Origin of the sequence: Woodsholea maritima DSM 17123 (assembly GCF_000382325.1) — a bacterium.
Taxonomy (GTDB): Bacteria; Pseudomonadota; Alphaproteobacteria; order Caulobacterales; family Maricaulaceae; genus Woodsholea; species Woodsholea maritima.
Genome location: NZ_KB908059.1, coordinates 230,174 through 253,298, shown reverse-complemented (window position 1 = coordinate 253,298; position 23,125 = coordinate 230,174). Strand labels below are relative to the sequence as shown.

Annotated in this window: 21 protein-coding genes; 17 read left to right on the top strand and 4 right to left on the bottom strand. The window is 55.3% G+C overall.

Annotated features, from left to right (window positions below; genetic code table 11):
• Position 1: 1 nt before the first annotated feature.
• The 3 genes from H151_RS0111495 (at position 2) to H151_RS0111485 (ending at position 2,131) form a co-directional block, all read left to right on the top strand.
• The gene (locus tag H151_RS0111495) at positions 2-553 is read left to right on the top strand and encodes a DUF6702 family protein (protein ID WP_156823488.1); all 552 of its coding nucleotides are present in this window, start codon (positions 2-4) and stop codon (positions 551-553) included.
• A 75-nt stretch (positions 554-628) separates the two neighbouring features.
• Positions 629-1,597, top strand: coding sequence for a lipoyl synthase (gene lipA, locus H151_RS0111490; RefSeq protein ID WP_026353981.1), 969 nt, complete (start codon positions 629-631; stop codon positions 1,595-1,597).
• Positions 1,598-1,609: 12 nt separating this feature from the next.
• Positions 1,610-2,131 carry a type II toxin-antitoxin system RatA family toxin gene (locus tag H151_RS0111485; protein ID WP_019961812.1) on the top strand — a complete coding sequence of 174 codons (522 nt, stop codon included), beginning with the start codon at positions 1,610-1,612 and terminating at the stop codon, positions 2,129-2,131.
• A gap of 2 nt (positions 2,132-2,133) precedes the next feature.
• Here the strand turns inward: H151_RS0111485 and H151_RS0111480 are convergent, their stop codons facing one another.
• Together H151_RS0111480 and H151_RS0111475 are read right to left on the bottom strand one after the other, a co-directional pair.
• Positions 2,134-2,628 carry a CinA family protein gene (locus H151_RS0111480; RefSeq protein ID WP_019961811.1) on the bottom strand — a complete coding sequence of 165 codons (495 nt, stop codon included), beginning with the start codon at positions 2,626-2,628 and terminating at the stop codon, positions 2,134-2,136.
• A 14-nt stretch (positions 2,629-2,642) separates the two neighbouring features.
• Complete coding sequence (locus H151_RS0111475; protein ID WP_019961810.1) at positions 2,643-3,794, bottom strand: bifunctional 2-C-methyl-D-erythritol 4-phosphate cytidylyltransferase/2-C-methyl-D-erythritol 2,4-cyclodiphosphate synthase; 1,152 nt, start codon at positions 3,792-3,794, stop codon at positions 2,643-2,645.
• Between the two features lie 94 nt (positions 3,795-3,888).
• Here H151_RS0111475 and dusB point away from each other — a divergent pair, with 94 nt between their 5' ends.
• The 9 genes from dusB (at position 3,889) to hflX (ending at position 15,459) form a co-directional block, all read left to right on the top strand.
• The gene (gene dusB, locus H151_RS16285; RefSeq protein ID WP_019961809.1) at positions 3,889-4,908 is read left to right on the top strand and encodes a tRNA dihydrouridine synthase DusB; all 1,020 of its coding nucleotides are present in this window, start codon (positions 3,889-3,891) and stop codon (positions 4,906-4,908) included.
• Positions 4,905-5,957 (top strand): two-component system sensor histidine kinase NtrB, encoded by a 1,053-nt coding sequence (locus tag H151_RS17160; protein ID WP_019961808.1) that lies wholly within the window; start codon positions 4,905-4,907, stop codon positions 5,955-5,957. The genes dusB and H151_RS17160 overlap by 4 nt, the downstream gene beginning before the upstream one ends.
• 3 nt (positions 5,958-5,960) lie before the next feature.
• Positions 5,961-7,238, top strand: coding sequence for a response regulator (locus H151_RS0111460; protein ID WP_019961807.1), 1,278 nt, complete (start codon positions 5,961-5,963; stop codon positions 7,236-7,238).
• A gap of 77 nt (positions 7,239-7,315) precedes the next feature.
• Complete coding sequence (locus H151_RS0111455) at positions 7,316-9,559, top strand: sensor histidine kinase (protein ID WP_156823487.1); 2,244 nt, start codon at positions 7,316-7,318, stop codon at positions 9,557-9,559.
• Complete coding sequence (ntrX, locus tag H151_RS0111450) at positions 9,559-10,956, top strand: nitrogen assimilation response regulator NtrX (RefSeq protein ID WP_019961805.1); 1,398 nt, start codon at positions 9,559-9,561, stop codon at positions 10,954-10,956. The genes H151_RS0111455 and ntrX overlap by 1 nt, the downstream gene beginning before the upstream one ends.
• A gap of 34 nt (positions 10,957-10,990) precedes the next feature.
• Positions 10,991-12,364: a Trk system potassium transporter TrkA gene (gene trkA / locus H151_RS0111445; RefSeq protein ID WP_019961804.1), complete on the top strand. Its 1,374-nt coding sequence runs from the start codon at positions 10,991-10,993 to the stop codon at positions 12,362-12,364.
• Between the two features lie 21 nt (positions 12,365-12,385).
• Positions 12,386-13,780: a TrkH family potassium uptake protein gene (locus H151_RS0111440; protein WP_019961803.1), complete on the top strand. Its 1,395-nt coding sequence runs from the start codon at positions 12,386-12,388 to the stop codon at positions 13,778-13,780.
• 108 nt (positions 13,781-13,888) lie between these two features.
• Complete coding sequence (gene hfq, locus H151_RS0111435; protein ID WP_019961802.1) at positions 13,889-14,146, top strand: RNA chaperone Hfq; 258 nt, start codon at positions 13,889-13,891, stop codon at positions 14,144-14,146.
• The gene (gene hflX, locus H151_RS0111430; protein ID WP_019961801.1) at positions 14,143-15,459 is read left to right on the top strand and encodes a GTPase HflX; all 1,317 of its coding nucleotides are present in this window, start codon (positions 14,143-14,145) and stop codon (positions 15,457-15,459) included. The genes hfq and hflX overlap by 4 nt, the downstream gene beginning before the upstream one ends.
• Positions 15,460-15,485: 26 nt before the next feature.
• On the opposite strand, the gene mazG is transcribed toward hflX, so the two are convergent.
• On the bottom strand, positions 15,486-16,316 hold the full coding sequence (gene mazG / locus H151_RS0111425) for a nucleoside triphosphate pyrophosphohydrolase (protein WP_019961800.1): 831 nt from the start codon (positions 16,314-16,316) through the stop codon (positions 15,486-15,488).
• Positions 16,317-16,654: 338 nt separating this feature from the next.
• On the opposite strand from mazG, the gene H151_RS16275 reads away from it, so the two are divergent.
• From H151_RS16275 to H151_RS0111400, 5 genes are all read left to right on the top strand, one after another.
• Positions 16,655-17,545, top strand: a complete 891-nt coding sequence (locus H151_RS16275; protein WP_019961799.1) for a sterol desaturase family protein — start codon at positions 16,655-16,657, stop codon at positions 17,543-17,545.
• Between the two features lie 163 nt (positions 17,546-17,708).
• Positions 17,709-18,896, top strand: coding sequence for an aminotransferase class I/II-fold pyridoxal phosphate-dependent enzyme (locus H151_RS16270; protein ID WP_019961798.1), 1,188 nt, complete (start codon positions 17,709-17,711; stop codon positions 18,894-18,896).
• A gap of 39 nt (positions 18,897-18,935) precedes the next feature.
• Complete coding sequence (locus H151_RS0111410; protein WP_019961797.1) at positions 18,936-20,180, top strand: acyl-CoA dehydrogenase family protein; 1,245 nt, start codon at positions 18,936-18,938, stop codon at positions 20,178-20,180.
• A 125-nt stretch (positions 20,181-20,305) separates the two neighbouring features.
• On the top strand, positions 20,306-21,145 hold the full coding sequence (locus H151_RS0111405) for an AraC family transcriptional regulator (protein ID WP_019961796.1): 840 nt from the start codon (positions 20,306-20,308) through the stop codon (positions 21,143-21,145).
• A 28-nt stretch (positions 21,146-21,173) separates the two neighbouring features.
• Positions 21,174-22,304 (top strand): hypothetical protein, encoded by a 1,131-nt coding sequence (locus tag H151_RS0111400; protein ID WP_019961795.1) that lies wholly within the window; start codon positions 21,174-21,176, stop codon positions 22,302-22,304.
• On the opposite strand, the gene H151_RS0111395 is transcribed toward H151_RS0111400, so the two are convergent.
• Positions 22,288-23,118 carry an MBL fold metallo-hydrolase gene (locus H151_RS0111395; RefSeq protein WP_019961794.1) on the bottom strand — a complete coding sequence of 277 codons (831 nt, stop codon included), beginning with the start codon at positions 23,116-23,118 and terminating at the stop codon, positions 22,288-22,290. The two genes, H151_RS0111400 and H151_RS0111395, sit on opposite strands and share 17 nt — an antisense overlap.
• Between the last annotated feature and the right edge of the window lie 7 nt (positions 23,119-23,125).

Genomic DNA, 23,125 nt, shown 5'->3' with positions numbered 1-23,125 from the left:
CATGGGACATATTCAGTCTATGATCAAAGTCTTGGCTTTGGTCGTGCTGAGCGGTGTATTGGGGGCTGGCGCGATGTTCGCGTCAGCCTCTAACGCGTATGCACACCGCGCCCATGCAGGGTTGACGGAAATCCAATACAATCCGCGCACCGAAGAGTGGGAGCTGGTCCATCGCCTGTTCTCCCATGACCTCCATGACGCCATGGGCTTTAATGCCTATGACGATACCCCGCTTTATGAAACTCCAGAGGGGCTTGAGAGCATCCGTGATTATGTGGATGCGCGGTTTCGCCTTTATCATCACAGCCAAACGGGTATGGGCACAGCTTATACGCCGCGCTTCATCGGCGCGGAACGGGACGGCGAATTCACCTATATTTACTATACGTTAGGTGCGGTGGATCCCGATCAGGGTGTCATCGTGGATAATCGCATTCTGGCAGATTTTCTGGATGATCAGACCAATCTGACCAATCTCTATAAGGGCCAGGATGTGCGCTCTGCGATGCAGACACTGGGTCAGCGCCAGCCCTTTTTGTTGCGCTTCAGCTAAGTCCATCTGCCAAAGGTCATGCGATGCGGCGCCAGAGTGCTTGAAACTTTGGCGCTTGCGCGCCATGTTCGCGCTATGACCACGTTATTTGATGCGCGCCAGGCGCGCGCCGCCCGACACCCCGAGAAGCAAAAACGCCCCGATACCCCGGTGGTGCGCAAACCCGATTGGATCCGGGTCAAAGCCCCTGCGGGCGGTGTCTTTGCTGAGACCAAATCTCTTGTGAAAGAGAAGGGCTTGGTGACGGTGTGTGAAGAGGCGGGCTGTCCTAATATCGGTGAATGCTGGTCACAAAAACACGCAACCTTTATGATTTTGGGCGATACCTGTACGCGCGCATGCAGCTTTTGCAATGTCAAAACTGGCATGCCGACGGGCCTGGATCTGGATGAGCCGCGCCGCGTCGCTGAGGCGACCGCGACGATGGGGCTCAAACATGTGGTGATCACCTCAGTTGACCGTGATGATTTGCCCGATGGGGGCGCAGAGCATTTTGAAAAAGTGATCTGGGCGATCCGTGAGGCGTCACCGGGCACCACGATTGAAATCCTGACCCCGGATTTCCTGCGTAAAGATGGCGCGACCGAACGCGTGATTGATGCCAAGCCGGATGTGTTCAACCACAATCTGGAAACGGTGCCGCGGCTTTACCTCTCCATCCGTCCGGGCGCGCGCTATTATCATTCGCTGCGCCTGTTAGAAAAAGTCAAAGAGCGTGATCCTTCGCAATTCACCAAGTCGGGCCTGATGGTCGGTTTGGGCGAGACCAAAGAAGAGATTATGCAGGTCATGGATGATATGCGCTCAGCGGGCGTGGATTTCCTGACCATTGGTCAATATCTGCAACCCACGCGCAAACATGCCGCGATTGATCGTTATGTGACCCCTGAGGAGTTCAAGGGCTATGAAACGATTGCGCGCGCCAAGGGCTTCTTGATGGTTTCGGCCTCGCCCTTGACCCGGTCGAGCTATCACGCCGGGGATGATTTTGAAAAAATGCGTGCTGCGCGCGATGCCGCCTTGGCCGCGGGTCGTAAAGCCTAAGCGAGCCGAGCAATGCCTGGGGAACATTCAGAGCGCCTGCGGTTGCGCTTCAATGCGGATGATTTGTTTGACCTCGTCAGCGATGTCAAAACCTATCCCAACTTTATCGACCTCATCTCCGCGATGCGGGTTTTGAAAGATGGTGTGGTTGATGGCAGCGGCGATCTGACCGCTGAGGCGCGGGTGCGGTTCAAATTCGTGCGCGAGAAATTCACCACTAAAGTCCATCTCAATAAAGCGCTGCGCCGGATTGATGTGACCTATGTGTCCGGGCCATTTCATGATCTGGCCAATCGCTGGCGCTTCATCCCTCTTGAGGATGGCTCGACCCTGGTGGATTTCTGGATCCGGTATAATTTCAAGAACCCAGTGTTACAGGTCTTGTTCGATTCCAGTCGCAGCCGGGCGATCCGTTATCTGGTCTCCAGTTTCGAAAAAGAAGCTGAGCGGCGTTATGCCCATGTTGGCGAAACCCAGTTCGATTTGGAAAGCGCCATCGACAAGCTGGCCAGTGAAGGCGCCTTTATCCCCTAGCGCTAAATCGCAGCCTTAAAGAGATCGAGCGCGAAAAGGGCGCTGAGTTCTCTGATCCGCTCACGTCCTTGGTCCCCGAAGAGGCGCTTATGGGTCTGAGTGCGATGGCCGCGCTTGGCCAGGCCAAAATAGACCAACCCCACCGGCTTATCCTCACTACCCCCGCCTGGGCCGGCAATTCCTGTGATCGAAACGGCAATATCGGCGAGGGAGTTTTCCAGCGCCCCGAGGGCCATGTCTTGCGCAACCTGTTTTGACACAGCCCCATGATCGGCGAGGCTATCGGCGCTCACCCCTAACAGGTCATGCTTGGCGGCGTTAGAATAGGTGACAAAGCCGCGCTCAAAGACATCCGATGATCCGGCAATGTCCGTGAGGCTGGCTGCGACCAGACCGCCGGTACAGCTTTCCGCCGTGGCCAGCATCAGACCCGCATTCCGCGCCTTGATGAGGACGGCTTCAGCGCGATGGGTCAATAGGCGCGAGAGAACACTCATGACGGGGCTCCGATCTAGGATTTTATACCGCTGACAATGGCCTGGGCGGCGAGGCCTTCTTGGCGCCCGGTAAAGCCCAGCTTTTCGGTCGTTGTCGCTTTGATATTGATATGATCCAGGCTGAGGCCAGTCAGCTGGGCGACACGCGCCTGCATGGCGGCGCGATGCGGGCCAATCTTAGGTCGCTCACAGATCAGCGTAATATCGGCATGGGTCAGGCGCACCCCAGCCAAACGCGCCAACTCCACCGCATGGATCAGGAAGGCCGCGCTGTCGGCTCCCTTCCAACGCTCATCCGTGGGCGGGAAATGCTGGCCTATGTCGCCGCGCGCGCAGGTCCCTAAAATGGCATCGGTCAAAGCATGAAGTCCGGCATCGGCATCCGAATGACCGACCAGATGATAGGGGCACTCAATCCAAACCCCGCACAGAGTCACGCCCTGACCCTGGGTCAGGCGATGGACGTCATAGCCTTGACCGACAACGAAGGTTCGCCCTTTATCTTCAGGCTTGTAGCCAAGTATCTGTAAGGCGCGTGTGAAGTCAGAGGGGTGCGTGATTTTGAAAGCGTTTTCTTCACCCTCCACCGTGGTCAGGCTCAAGCCCTGAGCCTCGGCCAAGCTCATCTCGTCAGGAAAATTCAGCCCATCCCCAGCTTTAGCAAAGGCGGCTTTCAGGGCGTGTGTGCGGAAGGCTTGAGGGGTCTGAACCCGGAACAGGCCTTCGCGTGAGATAGGCTGATAGCCCTCATCCATGCGTGACAGGGCATCCACGACGGGAAGGGTCGGAGCCACGCCGTCAAAATTCTCTAACGCCGTGGTGAGGCGCGTAAAGAGGCTCTGGTCAATGAAGGGTCGGGCCGCATCATGGATCAAGACATAATCCTTATCCGCCGCCATCACCCCGGCCTTAACCGAGGCGCTGCGCACCGCGCCGCCCTCAACCAGGGTGCAAAGCTTGGCAAAGGGCCCCAATGCGCCGGTCATCACCGCCTCATCATCAGGGGTGATCACGACGATGATCTGGGCGCAGTTGCGATCCTCTGCGAAAGCCTCAACGCTATAGCGGATCAAGGGCTTACCGGCCAACTCTTGATATTGTTTGGGAAGGTCGCCTCCGGCGCGCAATCCGCGTCCGGCCGCAACAATAATGGCGCTATAACTCATAAGGCAGGTCCTGATCGGCATGGGCATCGATAAAAGCGTTAGGGTGTGTCATCGCTTGCGTCCAGAGGCGTAAGACGGTGTTATACACGCCATTATGACAGATTCATTCCGCTATACACCGATTACTCTAGGCCCGGTCACGATTGAGAACCCGGTCTGGCTGGCCCCGATGTCGGGCGTGACGGACCTTCCGTTCCGGCGGGAGGCGCGCGCCTGGGGGGCGGGGGCCGTGGTTAGCGAGATGGTGGCGTGTGAGACCCTGGCCATGGGCCGGCGCGATGTTGTACGCCGCATGGCGGGCGATGCAGACGTCGCCCCGCGGATCATTCAGCTTGCTGGGCGCGAAGCCCATTGGATGGCCGTTGGGGCCAAAATTGCGCAAGAGGCCGGGGCCGAGGTCATCGACATCAATATGGGCTGTCCGGCGCGTCAGGTTACGCGGGGGCTTTCCGGTTCGGCTTTGATGCGCGATCTTGATCATGCCGTTAGCCTGATTGAGGCCACGGTCGGCGCGGTCAGCGTGCCGGTGACCTTGAAAATGCGCCTGGGCTGGGATGAGACTTGCCTCAATGCGGCGGAGCTGGCGCGGCGTGCACAAAATGCCGGGGTTCGCTTGGTGACGGTTCATGGGCGTACCCGCCAGCAATTTTATAAAGGCACGGCCAATTGGGCGCTGATCAAACCCGTTAAAGAGGCGATCTCCATCCCCTTGATTGTCAATGGCGACATTGTTGATGGCGCCAGCGCGCGTCAGGCTTTGGCGCAATCAGGGGCCGATGCCGTGATGGTCGGGCGCGCGAGCCAGGGTCGGCCTTGGCTGCCCGGCGCGATTGCCAAGGCGCTCACCCAAGGCGGTGAGGTGGTTTATCCCGATCTTCACACCGCACTCACCTCTATCAAGCGCGTCAGTGTTGAAACGGCGGAGCTTTATGGCGAGGCCTTGGGCGTTAAATGCATGCGCAAACATTATGCGAGCCTGATAGATTGGTGGTGCGGCGAGGATGAGACGAGCGCGAAAGTCTGGCGTGGAAACATATGTCAAAAACGTGGCTTAGCCGAAGTTCTTGATGAGTTGGATCGCTTTGGTGAAGCCTTTGGTGAGGTGCGCCCATGACCGGTGAAGGGAGCTCTGGCGATATCGCGTTAAAAACGCTGATGCTGAGCCCGCTTGCGCTCATCTGGGTCCAGGCCACGGGGGAGATTGCCTATTTCAACCCGGCCGCTGAGCGCCTGTTTCACCTGTCTCAACGCCGCGTCGTGGGTCGTCATCTTGCGGAGCTAAGCCCTTTTGGGGGCTTTTTGTGGGATCATATTGCGCCCGCATTCGAAGCTGGGCGGGCATTGGTCATTCATGATGCCTATTTCGATGCGCCCGATGGTCCGGCCCAGCGCTTTGCCCTGGATTTGACCCCGGATGAGGCGGGGGGATGTTTAGCGATACGGCCCTGGCCTTTGATGGGCGAGCATCCCAAAAGCGAAGGCGCGGCGGAGGCGGCGATCGGCTTTGGGCGGCTGTTATCGCATGAACTGAAAAACCCGCTAGCGGGCGCGCGCGGCGCGGCGCAATTGATCCTGCACAGTGATCCAGAAGAATGCCGTGATCTGGTGCCGCTGATCATGCGCGAAATTGATCGCGCGCAACGTATTGCGGAACGTTGGTCCAAAATCGGTGATGTCGCGCCCGAGCCCTTTGGGGCTTTGAACCTGCACGAGATAGCCCGCGAGGCCGCACAATCGGCCCGCCACAGCCTCAATCCGCGCATCAGCGTGCGTGAGCTTTATGACCCATCCTTACCGCCCATTCAGGGTGATCGCGATCTCTTGATCCAGGCCGTGCTCAATCTGATCATCAATGCGGGGGAAGCTTTGAAAGACGTGGAGGCACCGCGCATTGATATCCGCACCCGCTTTCGTGATGTGGTGCCAGGGGCATTCTGCCCTAAGGCCCGCCTAAGCCTGGACGTGCTGGATAACGGGCCGGGCGTGGATCCGCGGCTGGGCACAGATGTCTTTTCCCCATTTGTCAGTTCAAAACCCGCCGGAGAAGGGTTAGGCTTAGCCTTCGTCTCGCGGATTGCCGCTTTGCATGGCGGCGGGGTTGAATATCAACGCCAGCGCGTGCGCACCCAATTTTGTCTCTACCTGCCTCATACCTCAGGATAAGTCGTGGCCAGTAAAAAAGTTATCGTGCTCGAAGATGATGATACCCTGCGCTTTGTGATCTCAAAGGCGCTCAGCCGGGCGGGCTTGGAAATGCGCGCGACCGCCTCGATGACGACGGCCTTGGAATTGCTGGCCAAGGGCGAGGGTGATTTGTTGATCGCCGATGTCTTGCTGGGTGAGGATAATTTCCTCGACGCCCTGCCGGATCTAAAACGCGCCCGCCCTGAGCTACCGATTATCGTGATCACCGCCCAGGCCACCGCCGCCAGTGCCATCAAGGCGCAAAAGGGCGGCGCGTTTGAATATCTGCCCAAACCCTTTGATCTTGATGATCTGGTCGGCGCGGTTGAGCGTGCACGCACACCCAAAAAACGTATGAAAATCAGCGGATCAACGGGTAAAGTTGATGCATTATATCCGCATTTTGTGGGTCAAGGCCCCGCCATGCAGGCCGTCTATAGCGCCATTGGCCGCCTGGCCCGCCACCGTCACCCCGTTTTGATCGAAGGCCCGCAGGGCTCTGGCCGGGCGAGTGCCGCTTTGACCCTCAACAGCGCGCGCGGCTTTGATGATCTTTTGATCTATGGCCCCTATGAGGTGAGCCAAAATCCGGGCCTGATCAAATCGCTTCAGGCTCCGGTGCTGCTGCGCGATGGCCAGCTTTGGGATGGCCCGACCCAGCAGGCGATTTTGGAGGGCCTTCAGGCGCGCACGTCTGCTTTTCCGATTTATGTGACCCTAACACCGGGGGCAGAGCGCGATCTGTTAGCGGGTCTCATCTATCAATTGGGGCTGAGCCGGTTAAGCCTGCCGCCGCTTCACACCCGTCTTGAGGATATGGAGCTGTTGATCGATTCGCTCTTACAGCGCTTGCAATTATCCTCCACGCGGATTGATCCCTCAGCGATCAAGGCCTTGCAAGCCTATGATTGGCCTGGTGAAGTGGCGCAATTACGCGCGGTTGTGGTTCAGGCGGTTTTGGCCCATGACGGCCCGATCACGCACAGCGATATCACGCCGCTCTTGCATCATCGCCCTCAAGGCGGCAATGCCGGAAGTCTTTATGATAGCGCTTTAACATTCTGCTTTGATGCCATTGCTTTACAACAGGAAAATATTCGTGATCTGGCTTTGGAGGAGCTGGATCGCGCCCTGATTACGCAGGCTTTGGATCATAGCCGGGGCATTCGCCAGGACGCGGCTAAATTGCTGGGGCTCAATCGCAACACCTTGGCGCGGCGTATGGAACAACTGAACTTTTCTCACCCATCTGGGGATTGAGGGCCACACAAGCGTTGAAATACCGCAACACCTGGTCCAATATGTCGCTTTCACGAGGGGGCTTACCTTAGGTGAGTATGACGCGTCTTCGACATGTGGCGGTTTGGGCCCGGCGACCTTCCTGGTTCGCCTTGGGCTTTGTCCTATCCGTGTTCATCATGTTGACCTGTACTGTCTTGGCGGGACATCCCGACAGTCGGGTGGGCGAGGATTCGCCCATTCTGATGAATTTGCTGATGATCAACGCCGCTGTGATCCTCCTATTATGTATCGGGGCGGGGGTTCGTGGGGCGCGCAGCTTTCTGGGTCGTCACCGGGGTGAACCCGCGCCGCAATTGCATCTGCGCTTTATTGCCCTTTTTGGGATCGCCGCCCTGACGCCAGCCTTGGTGATGGCGGTGTTCTTTGGCATTGTGGTCAGCCGCGGGGCTGAGCTGTGGTATGGTGATCGTCTCAGCGCTCTGGTGGAAAGCATGGCCAATGTCATGCGCACTCAGGTCCCGCTAGAGCTGGATACCGCTGAGCGTCAATTGCGCCTTATGGTCGTGGATATGTCACAAGAAGGCGCGGTTGGGGCGTTAGAAACCAGCCGGATCCAATATACTAATTATTTGCGTGAACAGGCGATCGTGCGCGATTTTGCCGCCGCCTATGTGGTTGATCAGCAATCCACTGTGCTGGCCCGTGCGGAATCGCAAGACGCTCCGGCTTATTCCTCACCCTCCGAGGCTCTGCTCAATCTGGCTGAGGCGGGCGATATCGCGGTTAGTAATCCCTATCAGCGCCAAGATGGCCCGGATTATGTGCGTATCCTGGTCAAAATGCCGGCCTATGAAGACAAATATCTCTACGTCGTTTGGTATGTCGATCTTTCCTTGATTGTCGCAGCAGAGCAGGCCACCCATGCCTTCCGTCGAGCCACCGGCGAGCAGCGTAAGACCCAACGGGTCTTTACCTTCATCTATGTTGAGGCGGCCTTCTTAATCCTCGCCGGGGCGATCTGGCTGGCTTTGTCGGCGGCAAACCGCGTAGTTCATCCCGTAGGGCGCCTGGTGGCGGCAGCCGAGCAAGTGCGCCATGGAAATTTGGATGTGCGCGTCGCGGTTCCGGACGATAATGATGATGAGCTGACGGCGCTGACGCGGGCCTTCAACCGCATGACGCGCCAGCTGCGCACCCAACGCCATGCTTTGTTAGAGGCCAAGGCCGATGCCGATGACCGGCGCGGCTTTATCGAAGCGGTTCTGGCGGGCGTGAGTGCGGGTGTCATCAGCCTGGATGATGATGGCCGGGTGATCATCATGAACCCATCTGCGCGCGCCTTGCTGGAGATTGATGAGGATAGCTGGATGGGTCAGCCCTTTGATGGGGTGATCCCGGTTCTTACCCCCATCGTTGAGGATGCGCGTAAACGTCCCGGCCAAGAGGCCGAACGGCAAATGGATCTGATCAATTCTGAAGGCGCAACCGTGCACCTGACGGCACGCGCAATCATGGAAGATAAGCATGGGATCATCATCACTTTTGATGATGTGACCCGCCTGGTGACAGCGCAGCGGAATGCGGCCTGGCGCGATGTGGCGCGCCGCATCGCCCATGAGATCAAAAACCCACTGACCCCCATTCAATTATCCGCCGAGCGCTTGAAACGGCGTTATCGCAAAGATGTGCCTGAGGATGGTCTTGAGACCTTCGATAAATGCATCGATACGATCATTCGCCAGGTCAGCGATATTGGCCGCATGGTCGATGAGTTCTCCAGCTTTGCCCGCATGCCCACGCCCCAGATCGCGCCCAGTGACATTACCGAATTTGTTCAAGGCGCGGTCTTTGCTCAAAGGGTCGCCAGCCCGGATATTCACCTGACCTATCAGGGGCCCAAATCTGGTGTCATTGTGGAATGCGATGCGCGCCTGTCCGCGCAGGCTTTGGCGAACATCCTGAAAAATGCGTCCGAAAGTGTCACGACACGCATGGATGAAGTCGCCAGCAAGCATGAAGGCATGATTGCGGTGACGCTCTACCAGCGCGATGATTTCTGCGTGGTTGAAGTGGAAGACAATGGTTTAGGCTGGCCGACCCCGGATAAGGCGCGTTTGACCGAACCCTATATGACCACCCGCGAAAAGGGCACAGGCCTGGGCCTGGCCATCGTCAAGCGGGTTATGGAAGACCATGGCGGACATCTGGAATTGGATGACCGGCCAAATGGGCAGGGCGGGGCGATTGTGCGCCTGGTCTTTCCCTTGATGATTTCTGACACGGGGAAGGAGGATGTCTCCTCCTCACGGTCCTCTCTCAACACAGAGGTGCACACTTAATGGCGCATGATATTCTGATTGTCGATGATGAAGCCGATATCCGCGAGCTGATTGGCGGCCTCTTAGAGGATGAAGGCTATAGCCCTCGCTATGCCCGCGATGCTGACCAGACTTTGGCGGCTTTGCGTGACCGCGCGCCGAACCTGATCGTTCTTGATGTCTGGTTACAAGGCAGTCGGCTGGATGGCATTGAGCTTCTTGATGAAATCAAGCCCGCCTATCCCGATGTACCAGTGATTGTGATTTCCGGCCATGGCACGATTGAAACCGCGGTCGCGGCGATCCGCAAGGGCGCTTATGACTTCATCGAAAAACCCTTCAAAAGTGACAAGCTGCTTCTCACGATTGAGCGGGGCTTGGAAAATAGCCGTCTGCGTAAAGAAAACGCAGAACTGCGCGCGCGTACCGATGGCAAAGCCAAGCTAATCGGCACCTCGGCCGCCGTCGCGCAATTGCGCCAAACCGTGACCCGTGTCGCACCGACCAATTCCCGCGTCCTTATAACGGGACCGGCCGGGGCAGGTAAGGAAATGATTGCGCGCCTGATCCATGATGATTCTTTGCGCGGGGAAGGCGCTTTCGTGCCTGTCAGTGCGGCCATGATGGCCCCAGAACGGGTTGAAGAAGAGCTGTTTGGTAAAGAGCGCGCCGATGGCACGATTGAGCGTGTGGGCTTGTTAGAGCAAGCCCATGGGGGCACGCTCTTCCTCGATGAAGTCGCGGATATGCCCCTTGGCACACAAGGTAAGCTTCTTCGGATGTTGGTTGAACAGCGCTTCCGGCGTCTGGGCGGCAATACCGATGTTCAGGTCGATGTACGGGTCTTGTCCTCAACCTCTACCGATTTGCGGGAGTTGATTTCGGGCGGAAAATTCCGTGAGGATCTTTATCACCGCCTCGCTGTGGTGCCGGTGAACGTCCCTTCATTGTGTGAGCGGCGCGAAGATATTCCCGCGCTTGTGGAGCATTTCATTGACCGCCTGGCGGCAAGCTCTGGCCTGCCCCGGCGCCGGATTGGTGATGATGCGATGGCCGCGCTTCAGGCCCATGACTGGCCGGGCAATGTGCGCCAATTACGTAATAATGTGGAACGCCTCTTGATCCTGGCCAGTGGTGATGCCGATCAGCCTGTCACCTTGGCGGCCTTACCTTCTGAAGTCGCGGGCCGCGAAACGGGTAGCGGCGGGTTCGAAACTGAGCGCATGATTGCCTTGCCCTTACGCGATGCGCGTGAAAACTTTGAACGCGAATATCTTCGCGCGCAGATCAGCCGCTTCGGCGGTAATATCTCACGAACGGCCAACTTTATCGGCATGGAGCGTTCGGCCCTACACCGTAAGCTGAAAAGCCTGGGTGTGACCGGCGATCGTGAAGATGATAAAGACGATGAAGAATAAAGCGCATGTCACTCAATAATAGGGATTTTCACCTATGAAGGCTGTTGTCTGTGGCGCGGGGCGCGTCGGCTATGGGATTGCGCGTGAACTGGCGGGCGAGGGCAATTCGGTGACCGTTGTTGATTGGTCGCCAGAGCTGATTGACAAGGTCACCACCGATCTGGATGTGCGCGGCGTTATTGGCCATGGCTCGCACCCGGATGTGCTGGAGCGTGCGGGCGCACGCGATGCCGACCTGCTGGTCGCTGTGACCTATTCCGATGAAACCAATATGGTGGCCTGTCAGGTTGCTCATGCGCTGTTTGATACACCCATGCGGATCGCGCGGGTGCGCGCGCAGAGCTATCTCAAAAAGCAATGGCGTGATCTCTTCAATACTGAAAACCTGCCGATCAATGTGACGATTTCACCCGAGCTGGAGGTTGGTCGCTCGATCTTACAGCGCCTCGAAACGCCTGGGGCTTTGGCGACAGCGGCCTTCGCCTATGGGCGGTTGCAGCTCTTGGGCCTGCAAGTGGATGGCAATTCGCCGATCGTGGGCATTTCCCGTGATCAATTGCTGGAGCTTTTCCCAGATATCAAATTGGATGTATTAGGGATTCTGCGCGAGCGATCTTTATTTATTCCAGATGGTGCCGATCCGATGATGGCCGGCGATCAGGTGTTTATCAGCGTGTCTGCGGGCCATGTGGGTCGGGCGTTGGATGTGTTTGGGCGGGCTTCGCAACGCGCGCGCCGGGTCGTGATCGTTGGGGCGGGTAATATCGGGCTCTATGTTGCGCGCGCTTTGGAACGTGTGGACGGCATGAAAGTGCGCTTGGTTGAAGCCAACAAAGCCCAAGCCGAAGCCGCCGCTGATGCGCTGCGCAAAACGGTCGTCCTTCATGGTGATGGCCTGGATCGCCGGATCCTGCGCGAAGCGGGCATTGAGGAGGCGGAACTGGCTTTAAGCCTGACCAATGAAGATAAGGTCAATCTGTTGACCTCGGTCATTGCCAAGAAGGAAGGGGCGGGGCGTTCACTTTGCCTTGTTAATGAGCAAAATTTCCAGACCATCCAGGATGCGATGGATATTGATGTGATGATTGACCCGCGGGCGGTGACGATCTCTACCATTCTTCAGCATATCCGCCGCGGACGCATTACGGGCCTGCAAAGCATGGCCAATGGGGCCGCCGAGGCCCTTGAAGGCGTTATTCTGGCCAGTTCGCCCTTGACGGGCAAACGCATCGGAGAGCTGGATTTACCCGATGGTGTGGCCCTGGGCGGGGTGGTGCGCGCGGAAAAAGTTTATTTTGAGCGCGATGAGCTGGTTATTCAGGAAAATGACCGCATTATTTTCTTTGCCCTAAAAGCCTCTGTGCCCAAGGTGGAGCAATTGCTGCGCGTCTCCATTGAATATTTCTAGCTTGGATCGGGCCGGGCCTATATGCGCTTTTTGCGACTGATACGCGCTTTAGGATTTTGCTGGCTGGCCTTGGGGCTTTCGGCGGTTTTCTTCTTGTTCTGGGCCATAACGGAGGGTGAAGCGCGCACGGCGCAAGGGTTTGCCATGACCTTTGGCGCGGGCGTCTTTCTGGGCGGGACCAGTTGGATCTTGACCCGGGGCATGACCGCGCCAGCACGCGCCAGTTCGGCGCTTCGCCTGGCTTTTTTTGGCTGGATTACCTTACCGCTTTTGGCGGCTGCGCCCTTTATTGATGATCCCAAAAATATTGATAAGGCTTTGTTTGAATCCTTCTCCGCTATGACCACGACGGGGGCCAGTGTCTACAGGGCTGAAGACCTGCCCCATGCCTTATTGGCCTGGCGGGCCTGGCTGCAATGGTTGGGGGGCTTGGGCACTTTGGTATTGTCGGTGACGATTTTCGCCGCCCTCGATGCGCGTGGACCCGGCATGCGCCGTACCACGATGTTGACCGTGGAGGGCCAGGATCTGTTCACCAATTTGGGGCGCGCCACCCGGCGTATCGGCAGTTATTATGCTGGGGCGACCATAGCCGGGATCGCGCTGCTAACCTTGACCGGATTACCCCTGTTTGATGCTTTCTGCATGGCCTTATCGGGGATTTCGACCGGGGGCATGGCCTCGCAAGATGGCCCGATTGATACCTGGATGCCGGGAGCCAGCATGGTCGTTCTGATGCTGTTAATGGGCATGGGGGCGTGGAATATGGGGCTTCAATATGAATTTCTGGCCCGCGGGCGTTTGTCGCGTCATACCCCTGATCTACGCATGATGGCGATGATTGCCATCGGGGCAGGGGGGGTACTGGCTGTTTTTGAGGGCTGGGGCCATCTTCCCGGCGGTGTCTTTGATGCGTTCTCTGCGCTCACGACCACGGGGTATCTTACCCATGCGCCCGGATCGGGATTTGCCCCGGTCTTTTTGATTCTTCTTGCCTTTATTGGTGGATCGGCCGTTTCGACCACCGGCGGGATCAAAATATCGCGTATTGCTTTACTGTTAAAACGCACCCAGCAAGAGTTGGCCTTATTGACCCATCCCAATGCCGCGGTACGCACTCATCTGGCCGGACGCCTTGTCAGTGATGAAGCTCTTGTTTCAGTTTGGGTTTATGCGCTGGTGTTTCCAGGGGTGGCCGCAATTGGAACGTTGTTATTGGGCTTTAGCGGGGCTGAATTTGGCGAGGCGTGGCGCGCAGCCAGCGCCAGTGTGCTGAACGCAGGTCCGGTCAGCGAAATTGACTATAGCCAATTATCTATGTCTAGCTTAGGCTTACTCTCTATCCTGATGATTATAGGGAGAATGGAAGTACTGGCCGCGGCCGCTGCAATCTTTGTGATATTCAGCCGAGATTAAGCGCATTTCACGCATGTGGGATATTGCACACAATCGCGGACCCGTTTACCAACTCCCTTGAGTAATTTTCTGACACTTACGACTTTACAAGAAACTCCGGTGAGACCGATGTCGAACGATAAAAAACAAAACCTGCAGGACACGTTTCTCAATACGGTCCGCAAAACTAAAACGCCTTTGACGATTTTCTTGGTCAATGGCGTCAAACTGCAAGGTGTTGTCACCTGGTTTGATAATTTCTGCGTGCTGTTGCGCCGTGAAGGGCAAATTCAGCTGGTCTATAAGCATGCGATCTCGACGATCATGCCGGGCCAGCCTGTACAATTGTTTGACCCCACCGATACTGAAGACGAGGGCGAGGATTGATCGAACGCGACGCGCCGGTTCCCACCGCACTCGTTCTTCATCCTCAATCCCACGCCAGCGATCATGTGCGTGCTGATGCGCGTCTGGAAGAAGCCTCAGGTCTTGCTGAAGCTTTGGGTCTGGACGTGGTTGAAGCGCGCATTGAACCCGTTCGCCAGATTGAGGCGCCGCGTTATTTCGGCACCGGTAAAACCGCGAGCCTGGGCGATTATATCGCTGAGCTGAAGGTTCAGGTCGTCATCGTCGATACGGCCTTGACCCCGGTACAACAGCGCAATTTGGAAAAAGCCTGGAATGTGAAGGTCATTGACCGCACCGGGCTGATCTTGGAAATCTTTGCTGAACGCGCGCGCACCAAGGAAGGGCGCCTGCAAGTCGAGCTGGCCCGCTTGAGCTATGAGCGCTCACGTCTGGTGCGCACCTGGACCCACTTGGAGCGTCAACGCGGCGGTCGAGGCTTTCTGGCCGGTCCCGGTGAGCGTCAAATTGAAACGGACCGTCGCTTGCTGGCCGATAAAATGGCCAAGCTGCGCCGTGAGCTGGAAGAGGTTGTGCGCACGCGCACCCTTCACCGTCAGCGCCGGCAAACCGCGCCTTGGCCGACGGTGGCGCTCGTTGGTTATACCAATGCCGGTAAATCGAGTATTTTCAACACCCTTAGTAAGGCTGAGGTGTTGGCGAAAGATATGCCCTTTGCCACCTTGGATCCCACGACGCGCGCGGTTGAGTTGCCGAGTGGGCGCAAAATTCTGCTGTCTGATACGGTGGGTTTCATCACCGATTTACCGACGCAACTGATTGCGGCTTTTCGCGCCACTTTGGAAGAAGTGCGCGAAGCCGATGTGCTGATCCATGTGCGCGATATTGTCGATCCCGACCATGAAGGGCGCAAGCTGGATGTCGAGGCGGTGCTTGATGCCTTAGGGGCGGGTGAAAATCACGAGCAAGAGGTGATCGAAGCCTGGAATAAGGCCGACCGGCTGGATGAAGAAGACCGTGAGATGGCCAAACTTTCCGCCCAAGGCGCGCGCGCCCGGGACGGGATGTTTGCGTGCCTTACCTCTGCGCATAGTGGTGAAGGCTTGGCGGCTCTGCTCGATCAGGTTGAAGCAATCTTATCAAGGGTTGATCATACGATCCGGGTCTGCGCGCCCAGTTATCGCCAAGATGCAATCGCTTGGCTGCATGAACACGGCCAGGTTCTCGAAGAACGCTTGAGCGAGGATGAGAGCGAGATCTGGGTGATGGTGCGCCTTAATCCGGCGGATACCGGCCGGTTCAAGTCACGCTTTTCGGATCTGAAAATCAGCTAAGTTCAATGAGGGTGAGGGCGGCAGAGCTATTGTGCCGCCGCCTTTTCCAGGACTTTGGCCTCAACCCATAAGGCTTCCATATCTTCCAGGCTGGCGGTCTCAATCGCACGGCCCTGGTCGCGCAGGCGCGCTTCAATATGGCGAAAGCGGCGTTCAAACTTGGCATTGGCCATGCGTAAAGCGTCTTCGGATTGGATTTTCAGCTTACGGCTGAGATTAGCCATCACGAAGAGAAGATCACCCATCTCCTCGGCCATATGGTCATGATCCCCGCTGGCGATGGCCTCTTTCAGCTCGCCAATTTCTTCTTCGACCTTATCGAAGACCGGCTCAAAGCTGGGCCAGTCAAAGCCGATATGGGCGGCGCGTTTTTGCAATTTATGAGCACGTTTTAGCGCGGGTAGTCCCAAAGGCACATCATCCAGAAGAGAGGCTGTAAGGCCTTTATCGGCACGCTCTTGGGCTTTTTGCGTTTCCCACGCCAAGGTTTGCGCTTCGCCATCGCGCGCGGAGGCATCCCCAAAGACATGGGGGTGGCGGCGGATCATCTTTTCAGTAATCCCGAGGATGACATCGTTGAACTCAAACGCGCCGGCTTCACGGGCCATTTGGCTATGAAAGACGACCTGAAACATCAGATCGCCCAGCTCATCGCGCAAATCTTTTAGATCCTCACGCTCTATGGCGTCGGCCACTTCATAGGCTTCTTCGATGGTGTAGGGCGCTATGCTCGCAAAGCTTTGCTCAATATCCCACGGACAGCCGCCATCTTTGTCGCGTAATTGCGTCATCAAGGCAAGCAAGCGCTCAATGGGCGGGTTTTCAGCATTGAGAATGAAATCGAGCTTAGCGGTCATGAGGGGGCCTTTTTTCGAGGTGGCGGCACATTAGAGCGCGTCGAAGTTATCGACAAGGGCTGTGCTTCAGTGGCTTATAAAGTATAAAACGCTCATATAGTTGGCCCCTTCATCTAAATGCATTATAAATACTTAGCTTAAAAGCATTCTGTATAGTGAAGAGTTTTTCATGAATTGAATTTTACTGGTCTGGTCATTCATAAAAAAATGATAAAACTGTCAAGCACAGCTTTGGCTGATCATGCTACCTCGCGATACAACCCAAAGGGGATATTGCAAGGTGAATGTGATGCTTTATCGCGCTCGCTTTGTTTGCGTAAAGTCAAGGTAGGGTGGGGATGGGTGAACAAGCATCAACGATCTGGCTCGTCGCGACCTATATCTTGCTGATCGCCATGGAATTTGCCACGGGCCTGCATAAGGCAAAGGGTAAAACGCTGAGTGATTGGGCGATAGACCTTATCGCCATCACGCAATTGGCAATTATTATCAAGCCACTAGCAATTGTAATCGCCTTTACACTGATGAGCGTGGCCTTGCCACATTTCGCAGGTGCCCTTGCAGCGATGCCAGCATGGATTGCGTTCTTCATGGTCTTTATCCCGGACGATTTCCTTCATTATTGGTATCACCGCGTTGCCCATGAGCGTGATTGGATGTGGCCCATGCATCGTACCCACCATACGGCAGAGCGCTATCAGACCACGATTGCATTTCGCGAGAGCTTTGTCTGGTTTCTCTTTATGCCAGGGTTTTGGTGGATGGGGATCATGACCTATCTCGGATTAGGGCCCATGGTGGTGCTGGCGACCCTCATTGTTGGGCTTCATAATCTTTATATTCACACCGGCCTAACTGCAGATTGTGCGCTCTATCGCCATCCGATCGGGCGTAAGATAATGGCCGGGGTTGAGAGCCTCTTCAACACCCCCTCACTGCATCGCGGCCATCATGGGGTCGGCGAGAACAGCGTTCCGTTTGGTAATTACGGCCAAACACTTGCCCTTTGGGATCATCTATTTGGCACGGCGACCCGCCTTCATGATGCGCTGCCTGAGCGCTATGGCACGATTAAGAACGAACAGCTGACCTGGTGGCAGCAATTATGGTGGCCGGTTTTTGGTCCTTTTCAGCCCTCAAAAGACGACGCACGTCATCATGGCGGCCCCACCGATGTTATCGATCCAAGGATAGAGGTACAGGACATAAAGAATTCAGCGCGTTTCTAGTTTGACTGTAGGGAATTGCATGCAAGTGTCACAAAAGGTTCTCAAATATAAAGATGAGGAAATTGATATCATGTGCTACTCAATAAAATAATAACATGAATAGTGCGGTTGGATTTTAACTATAGCACGTTTCATGTTGAATCTCTATTTTGGGTGAATTGATATGCGTGAACACTTTGAGTATCCTAAATCTTACGTCAGCAATCTCGCTGATAAGTCGCGCGCCATGGGCACATATCGCTGGAATGCGCCTGTTGATGCCTATCTGGATAATGGCCGGGTACGCTTGGGCAATAGTGACCTTTTGATGCTCGCGGGTTATTCCTATATGGGCTTCATCAAGAATGCCGAGGTGATGACGAAATCGCGTTATGCCCTTGAGCAGTTTGGCTTAGGTACGCATGGCACGCGCCCCAATTGCGGCACGACAACCCTTCATGAAGAGTTAGAAACCATCATCTCAGCCAGCAATCGCTCGGCGAGTACGACGCTTTTTCCCTCAGGCTTTCAGGCCAATTTCTCCACGATCTCGGCCTTAGTCGGGGAAGGGGATATTATACTAGGTGACGAGCTGAACCACGCCAGTATTGTTGATGGCTGCAAACTGTCAGGTGCTGAATTCGTCATCTTCAAGCACAATAATATTGAAGACTTGGTTGAAAAACTAAAGAATACTAGCGAATATAAAAATCGCCTCGTTATTGTTGATGCGGTCTTTTCTATGGATGGAGATATCGCACCTATCCCTCAGCTTTGCAAAATTTGTGATGACTACAAAGCCATTCTCTTGGTGGATGAGGCCCACTCTTTAGGTGTGCTCGGTGAGTATGGGATGGGTATTACCGAATACTTCAATCTTCGCCCTGGTGATATTGACGTTATTACGGGGGTCTTGAGCAAAGCCATCCCCGGAACTGGGGGCTATGCTAGCGGCTCGGTCGAATTGGGGGATTACCTCAAACATAATGCGCGCAGCTATATTTTCTCCGGCTCTTTGGCACCGTTCAATGTTGCGGTGATGAAGTCAGCCTTTGAAGTCATGATGAAAGACAATAGCGCCATCAAACGGTTATGGGAAAACACCCATCATTTTCATGAGCGCCTACTTGACGGCGGTGCAGATCTCGCCGGGACCAAAACGCCGATTACACCGATCATGTTTGGTGATGCGAAGCGTAGCCTGAAAGCCTCAAATTATTGTTTTGAAAATGGGGTGTATTTGGTTGCTGTTCCATTCCCGCTGGTTCCATTAGGCAAGTCACGCCTGCGCGCCACGGTTACGGCTGATCACACCCTTGCAGATCTCGATTTTGCGGCTGATGTTGTCCTTCAGGCGCTTGCGAAATTCTAGTTCTTTCAGAGGTCTAACCTTTTAAGGGTGGGGTGAATTATGTTTGACTTTGACCGTTTCGCCAGCATGTCTGAGCAAATCAAAGAGGCTTTAGTCGGCCTCAAATCTGATAACCTTCAAAGCATTATCGATCAGGCTGATCGCGATAGTCACTTTCCCGCTGAAGTTATCCAGTACATACATCAAAGTGGCGTCATGGCCGTCAATAGCCCGCAAAGCTTTGGGGGTATGGGGGCAGGGCATGCTGGCCTTGTCATCTTACTCTCTGAAATCGCGCAGCATTCCCCTGCAACGGCGCAGATCCTGTGCATGCATCTCTGCGCCATGCCCTTCATATGTCGCCAAGCCTCAAGCGAGGCTCAAACGGCTTTAGTGCGTGAGATTTTGAGCGAAGGTAAGATCTGCGCCTTTCCCATGAGCGAACCCGGTACAGGTAATAAGCTGTGGCATATGTCGAGCTTTGGTGTGCGTGAGGGCGATGCCATTTCCTTCAATGCCGTGAAGTCCATTGTGACGAGTGCGGGCGTTGCTGATTATTATATTGTCGCGGTCCGTGATGGTGAGCTTGCCAGCTCGAATGAGTTGGTGCTTTCACTGGTGCCAGCCACAACGCCGGGTATCGAGGCGAAAAAGGCTATGGATTCCTTAGGTATGCGGGGCAGTTCCAGTGCTCCGATGACGTTCAATATCAAGGGCCTATCGAGCGATTACATTTTTGGTGACCCTGAGGCGTCTTTTGCGATGCTGATGGCCTATTCCTATCCGCCCTATATGCTGGGGCTGGCTGCGGTCTATTACGGTATTGCCCGGCGGTGTTATGATATCGCCTGTGATCATGTTCAAAAACGTCGGTTCAGCGATAATAATTTGACCCTCAGCGAGCACGAAACCGTTCAAGCCAAGATCGCGCACATGCGCTTTCAGCTATCGTCTTTGTCGGCGTGGCTACAGCGCACAGCACAAGTGTGCGATGAGGTTGAGCAATTTTTGGATCATGCGCGTCAGAATGGCCAATTCTTTGATGTGATTAGCCAGTCCGACGATGAGCAATTCATTGATCTGGTCGGCTTGAAAGTCGTCGCCTCACAAACCGCTGAAGCGCTAGCTGTTCAAGCGTTGGATTTATGCGGTGGGCAAGCCTATTGCCGCGGTCATGCGGTCGAGCGCTTTTTGCGCGATGCTTTCGCGGGTCGCCTTCAGGGCCCGGCGAATGCCACGTCTGAAGTGTTGGCTGGTAAGCTTATCCTGGGCTTAGGCTTACCTTGGGAGCAGGATGGCGCTTAAATATAATTGTATCGGCTGCAAAGTAGGCTCCCATCGTTATGTGTCTGATAATATATCTTATGAGAAATTATGTCTAACAACACTGTTATTTGCAAAGGGCCATGGGGCTTTGATAATGTCAAACTATGCGCCAGGTCCGTGATTATAAAGAGCTGAATTTTTCTACGCGATCGCCCTTTATTCTAGAGGCGTGGGTCCAGGGCTCACGCTTACATAAGGCTCAAGCCCATCGCGTGGCGCCGTATTGGTATGCAAGCCTGGTGATTGTTCGTCATTGGGTACCATCGGGTGATGTGTCTAAGCTGGAATTCGGACTAATGGGTCCGCGCTTGAAGGCGCATATCTATCAGCCAGATCAAGGTGTGGAGCTGATAGGTTTGGCGCTCGCGCCAGAGGCCCTCATCGCGCTGTTCAATCTACGCAGTGATGAGGTGATGGACGCATTTATCTCTCTGACCGATACTAGCTTGGTTGAGAGCGATTGGGCATGGCCCATTCTCAACAAGGCGCAACAAGGCTTTGATGCCCCTGGCCTGCTTGCTGATATGGCCCAAGCAGTTCTTTCATCCCTATCAAATCACAACACCGCCATTAAGTCAAGTAAAAACAATAAGATAGCTGAATTTATGCGTCTGGATGGCGGCCAAGCGCCTATCAAGGCCCTGGCCGCACACTTTGAGGTCTGTGAACGGGGCCTGCACCGTGACTTTACTGCGCGCCTGGGGATTGGTCCCAAAGCCTACGCAAGATTGTTGCGATTTAACGCGCTTTTGAAGGATCTCGATCTCAATCCAGCGAAAAGCTGGGCCATGCGCGCGTTAGATTTTGGCTTAAGCGATCAAGCCCATCTGAACCGGGAATTTGCCCATTGGATAGGGGTTGCGCCACGCCAGGCCGCGCATGAACGTCGCCATGGCGTGTCCGATTTTTCCAAGAATAAAGCCGGCGGCACGGCTATCATGTGATCTCTATCCACGATTGAAAGTTTCTGCCATGTCTCTTCGGCTTCGTCTTATACCCTGCCTCATTGCTTTGATGGTATCGCCTTCAGCCCTGGCTCAGCCCCACAACATTGCGTTAAACGCGGAAAACTTGGATCTATCTGGCGCGCGGGATGTGCGTTTCGAGACCCTTGCCGGACGCGATGCGATGTGTTTTTCCGGCGTGGCGTTGATCAATGATCAGGCGGGCGGTCAAGGGCGTTTACGCGCAGATATCTATAATTCCCGTGCGCGCCAGTTTGCTAATCTGGTTTTCCATGCCAGCGATGGCGATAATAATGAAGATGTCTATCTGCGTATTCATAAGTCAGGCCTGGAAGATAGCGTTCAATATACCCCTCAAATCAAGGGAGAAAGCCATTGGCAGTTATTCCCCAATCACCAAGCCCAAATCAATTTCGGCCAAGCTGATTGGATTGGCTTTGAGGTTGAGTTTAATGAGCGCCAAGCCCGCGCGAGCGTCCACACCGATCATGGTGTTGAGCATCTCGATATTGCCGAACTGATCTTGCGCGGTGATGGTGAAGGTTTGGGTTTGCGTTCCTTGTTTGGCGCGTGCTTTTCCAATGTCAGCTTTGATCCCAGCCCCGTCGTGCTGAACAATATAAGTGCCGAGCCCATCGAGAGGGCTGGTTTGATTACGCAATGGGGTCTTTCGAACGCACACCCCTTCACAGGTTTTGAGGCCGTGAGCGCCACATCCTGGGATCAGGTTGAGAGCGAAGCCAATGGCACGGTGTTGATCTCGCGTTATCGCGCAAAAGCCCAGGGCGGAAATTTTGAAGCCAATGGCGTAGATGTCGTAACGGCCGGTGTGATTGTGACGAGTGAAAGCGATCAAACCGTTAGGCTGAATTTTGATGTCAGTGACATGGCGCGTATTGCGCTGAATGGTCAGGATCTGGTTGAGCTAAATAACAGTTTTCGGGCTAAAAATGCGCAGACCCTGTTTAGAGGGGATTTTGATATCAACACTCAGACCCTGTTCTTACCCTTACGCGCGGGCGAGAATGTGCTGACCTTCACAGTGGCAGATCGTGCCAATGGCTGGGGCTTGGCCGCGCGCCTCGATCCAGACGCTGATGTCAAGGTTCGTCCTTATCTGCCTAATCAGACAGACTAACCCCCTGCCAGCCATCATAGACCGGCTCAACACCCGGCGGGCATTGGGCGCGTAAAGCCTCATAATCGTGGTCGGTATGCAAATTGGTCAGCGCCATGCGCGCTGGCCTAACCGCATCGCGCCAGTCCATAACCTGTTGAAAATGCGCATGGGTGGGATGGGGTGTGTTCTTCAAACAATCCACAATCCACAGACTTATCCCCGATACTGTGGATAAGTCCTCTGGCGCAATGGCGCTGACATCCGGGGTATAGGCCATGCCCCCAACCACCAAGGCTGCACAGGTCACACGGCCATGCTCCACCGGAAAGACCCGCGCTGTGATGGGTCCACCTGGGCCCTCACATAATAAAACCTCACCGCGTTCAGGCAATTTTTTCGCGTCGAGAAGTGGCGGATAAAGCGAATGAGCAGGCGCTTCAAATATATAGGAGAACCGGCGCGTCAGGCGCTGATGGGTTTCGTCATTCATCCAGGCGGGAAAGCGAATGTGCTGGCGATAGACCAGCGCGCGCACATCATCAATGCCATGGGTTTGATCGGCATGATCATGGGTATAGAAGATGCCATGAAGCGCAGGTGATCCAACATTCAACCATTGCTGGCGAAAATCCGGTGAGGTGTCGACCAGCAGGCGCGTGACTTTGTCCCCGTTTTCCACAGCGTCGAGATCATCGCCGCGCTCAATCAATAACGAACACCTTAAACGGCGGTTTTTCGGATTGCTGGGATCACAAACGCCCCAATCCCCATCCGCGCGCGGTACACCGCCTGAAGATCCACAGCCCAAAATCGTATAGCGATAGAGCGCCATCGCGTGG

Excerpts from the sequence above, each read along its gene's own strand:
- H151_RS0111410 (WP_019961797.1), top strand. The coding sequence starts at position 18,936 with ATGTTTGACTTTGACCGTTTCGCCAGCATGTCTGAGCAAATCAAAGAG.
- H151_RS0111475 (WP_019961810.1), bottom strand. The coding sequence starts at position 3,794 with ATGAGTTATAGCGCCATTATTGTTGCGGCCGGACGCGGATTGCGCGCC.
- trkA (WP_019961804.1), top strand. The coding sequence starts at position 10,991 with ATGAAGGCTGTTGTCTGTGGCGCGGGGCGCGTCGGCTATGGGATTGCG.
- mazG (WP_019961800.1), bottom strand. The coding sequence starts at position 16,316 with ATGACCGCTAAGCTCGATTTCATTCTCAATGCTGAAAACCCGCCCATT.
- H151_RS0111485 (WP_019961812.1), top strand. The coding sequence starts at position 1,610 with ATGCCTGGGGAACATTCAGAGCGCCTGCGGTTGCGCTTCAATGCGGAT.
- H151_RS16270 (WP_019961798.1), top strand. The coding sequence starts at position 17,709 with ATGCGTGAACACTTTGAGTATCCTAAATCTTACGTCAGCAATCTCGCT.
- dusB (WP_019961809.1), top strand. The coding sequence starts at position 3,889 with ATGACAGATTCATTCCGCTATACACCGATTACTCTAGGCCCGGTCACG.
- H151_RS0111440 (WP_019961803.1), top strand. The coding sequence starts at position 12,386 with ATGCGCTTTTTGCGACTGATACGCGCTTTAGGATTTTGCTGGCTGGCC.
- H151_RS0111480 (WP_019961811.1), bottom strand. The coding sequence starts at position 2,628 with ATGAGTGTTCTCTCGCGCCTATTGACCCATCGCGCTGAAGCCGTCCTC.
- H151_RS0111405 (WP_019961796.1), top strand. The coding sequence starts at position 20,306 with ATGCGCCAGGTCCGTGATTATAAAGAGCTGAATTTTTCTACGCGATCG.
- ntrX (WP_019961805.1), top strand. The coding sequence starts at position 9,559 with ATGGCGCATGATATTCTGATTGTCGATGATGAAGCCGATATCCGCGAG.
- lipA (WP_026353981.1), top strand. The coding sequence starts at position 629 with ATGACCACGTTATTTGATGCGCGCCAGGCGCGCGCCGCCCGACACCCC.
- H151_RS16275 (WP_019961799.1), top strand. The coding sequence starts at position 16,655 with ATGGGTGAACAAGCATCAACGATCTGGCTCGTCGCGACCTATATCTTG.
- hfq (WP_019961802.1), top strand. The coding sequence starts at position 13,889 with ATGTCGAACGATAAAAAACAAAACCTGCAGGACACGTTTCTCAATACG.
- H151_RS0111395 (WP_019961794.1), bottom strand. The coding sequence starts at position 23,118 with ATGGCGCTCTATCGCTATACGATTTTGGGCTGTGGATCTTCAGGCGGT.
- H151_RS0111495 (WP_156823488.1), top strand. The coding sequence starts at position 2 with ATGGGACATATTCAGTCTATGATCAAAGTCTTGGCTTTGGTCGTGCTG.
- H151_RS17160 (WP_019961808.1), top strand. The coding sequence starts at position 4,905 with ATGACCGGTGAAGGGAGCTCTGGCGATATCGCGTTAAAAACGCTGATG.
- H151_RS0111455 (WP_156823487.1), top strand. The coding sequence starts at position 7,316 with ATGACGCGTCTTCGACATGTGGCGGTTTGGGCCCGGCGACCTTCCTGG.
- H151_RS0111400 (WP_019961795.1), top strand. The coding sequence starts at position 21,174 with ATGTCTCTTCGGCTTCGTCTTATACCCTGCCTCATTGCTTTGATGGTA.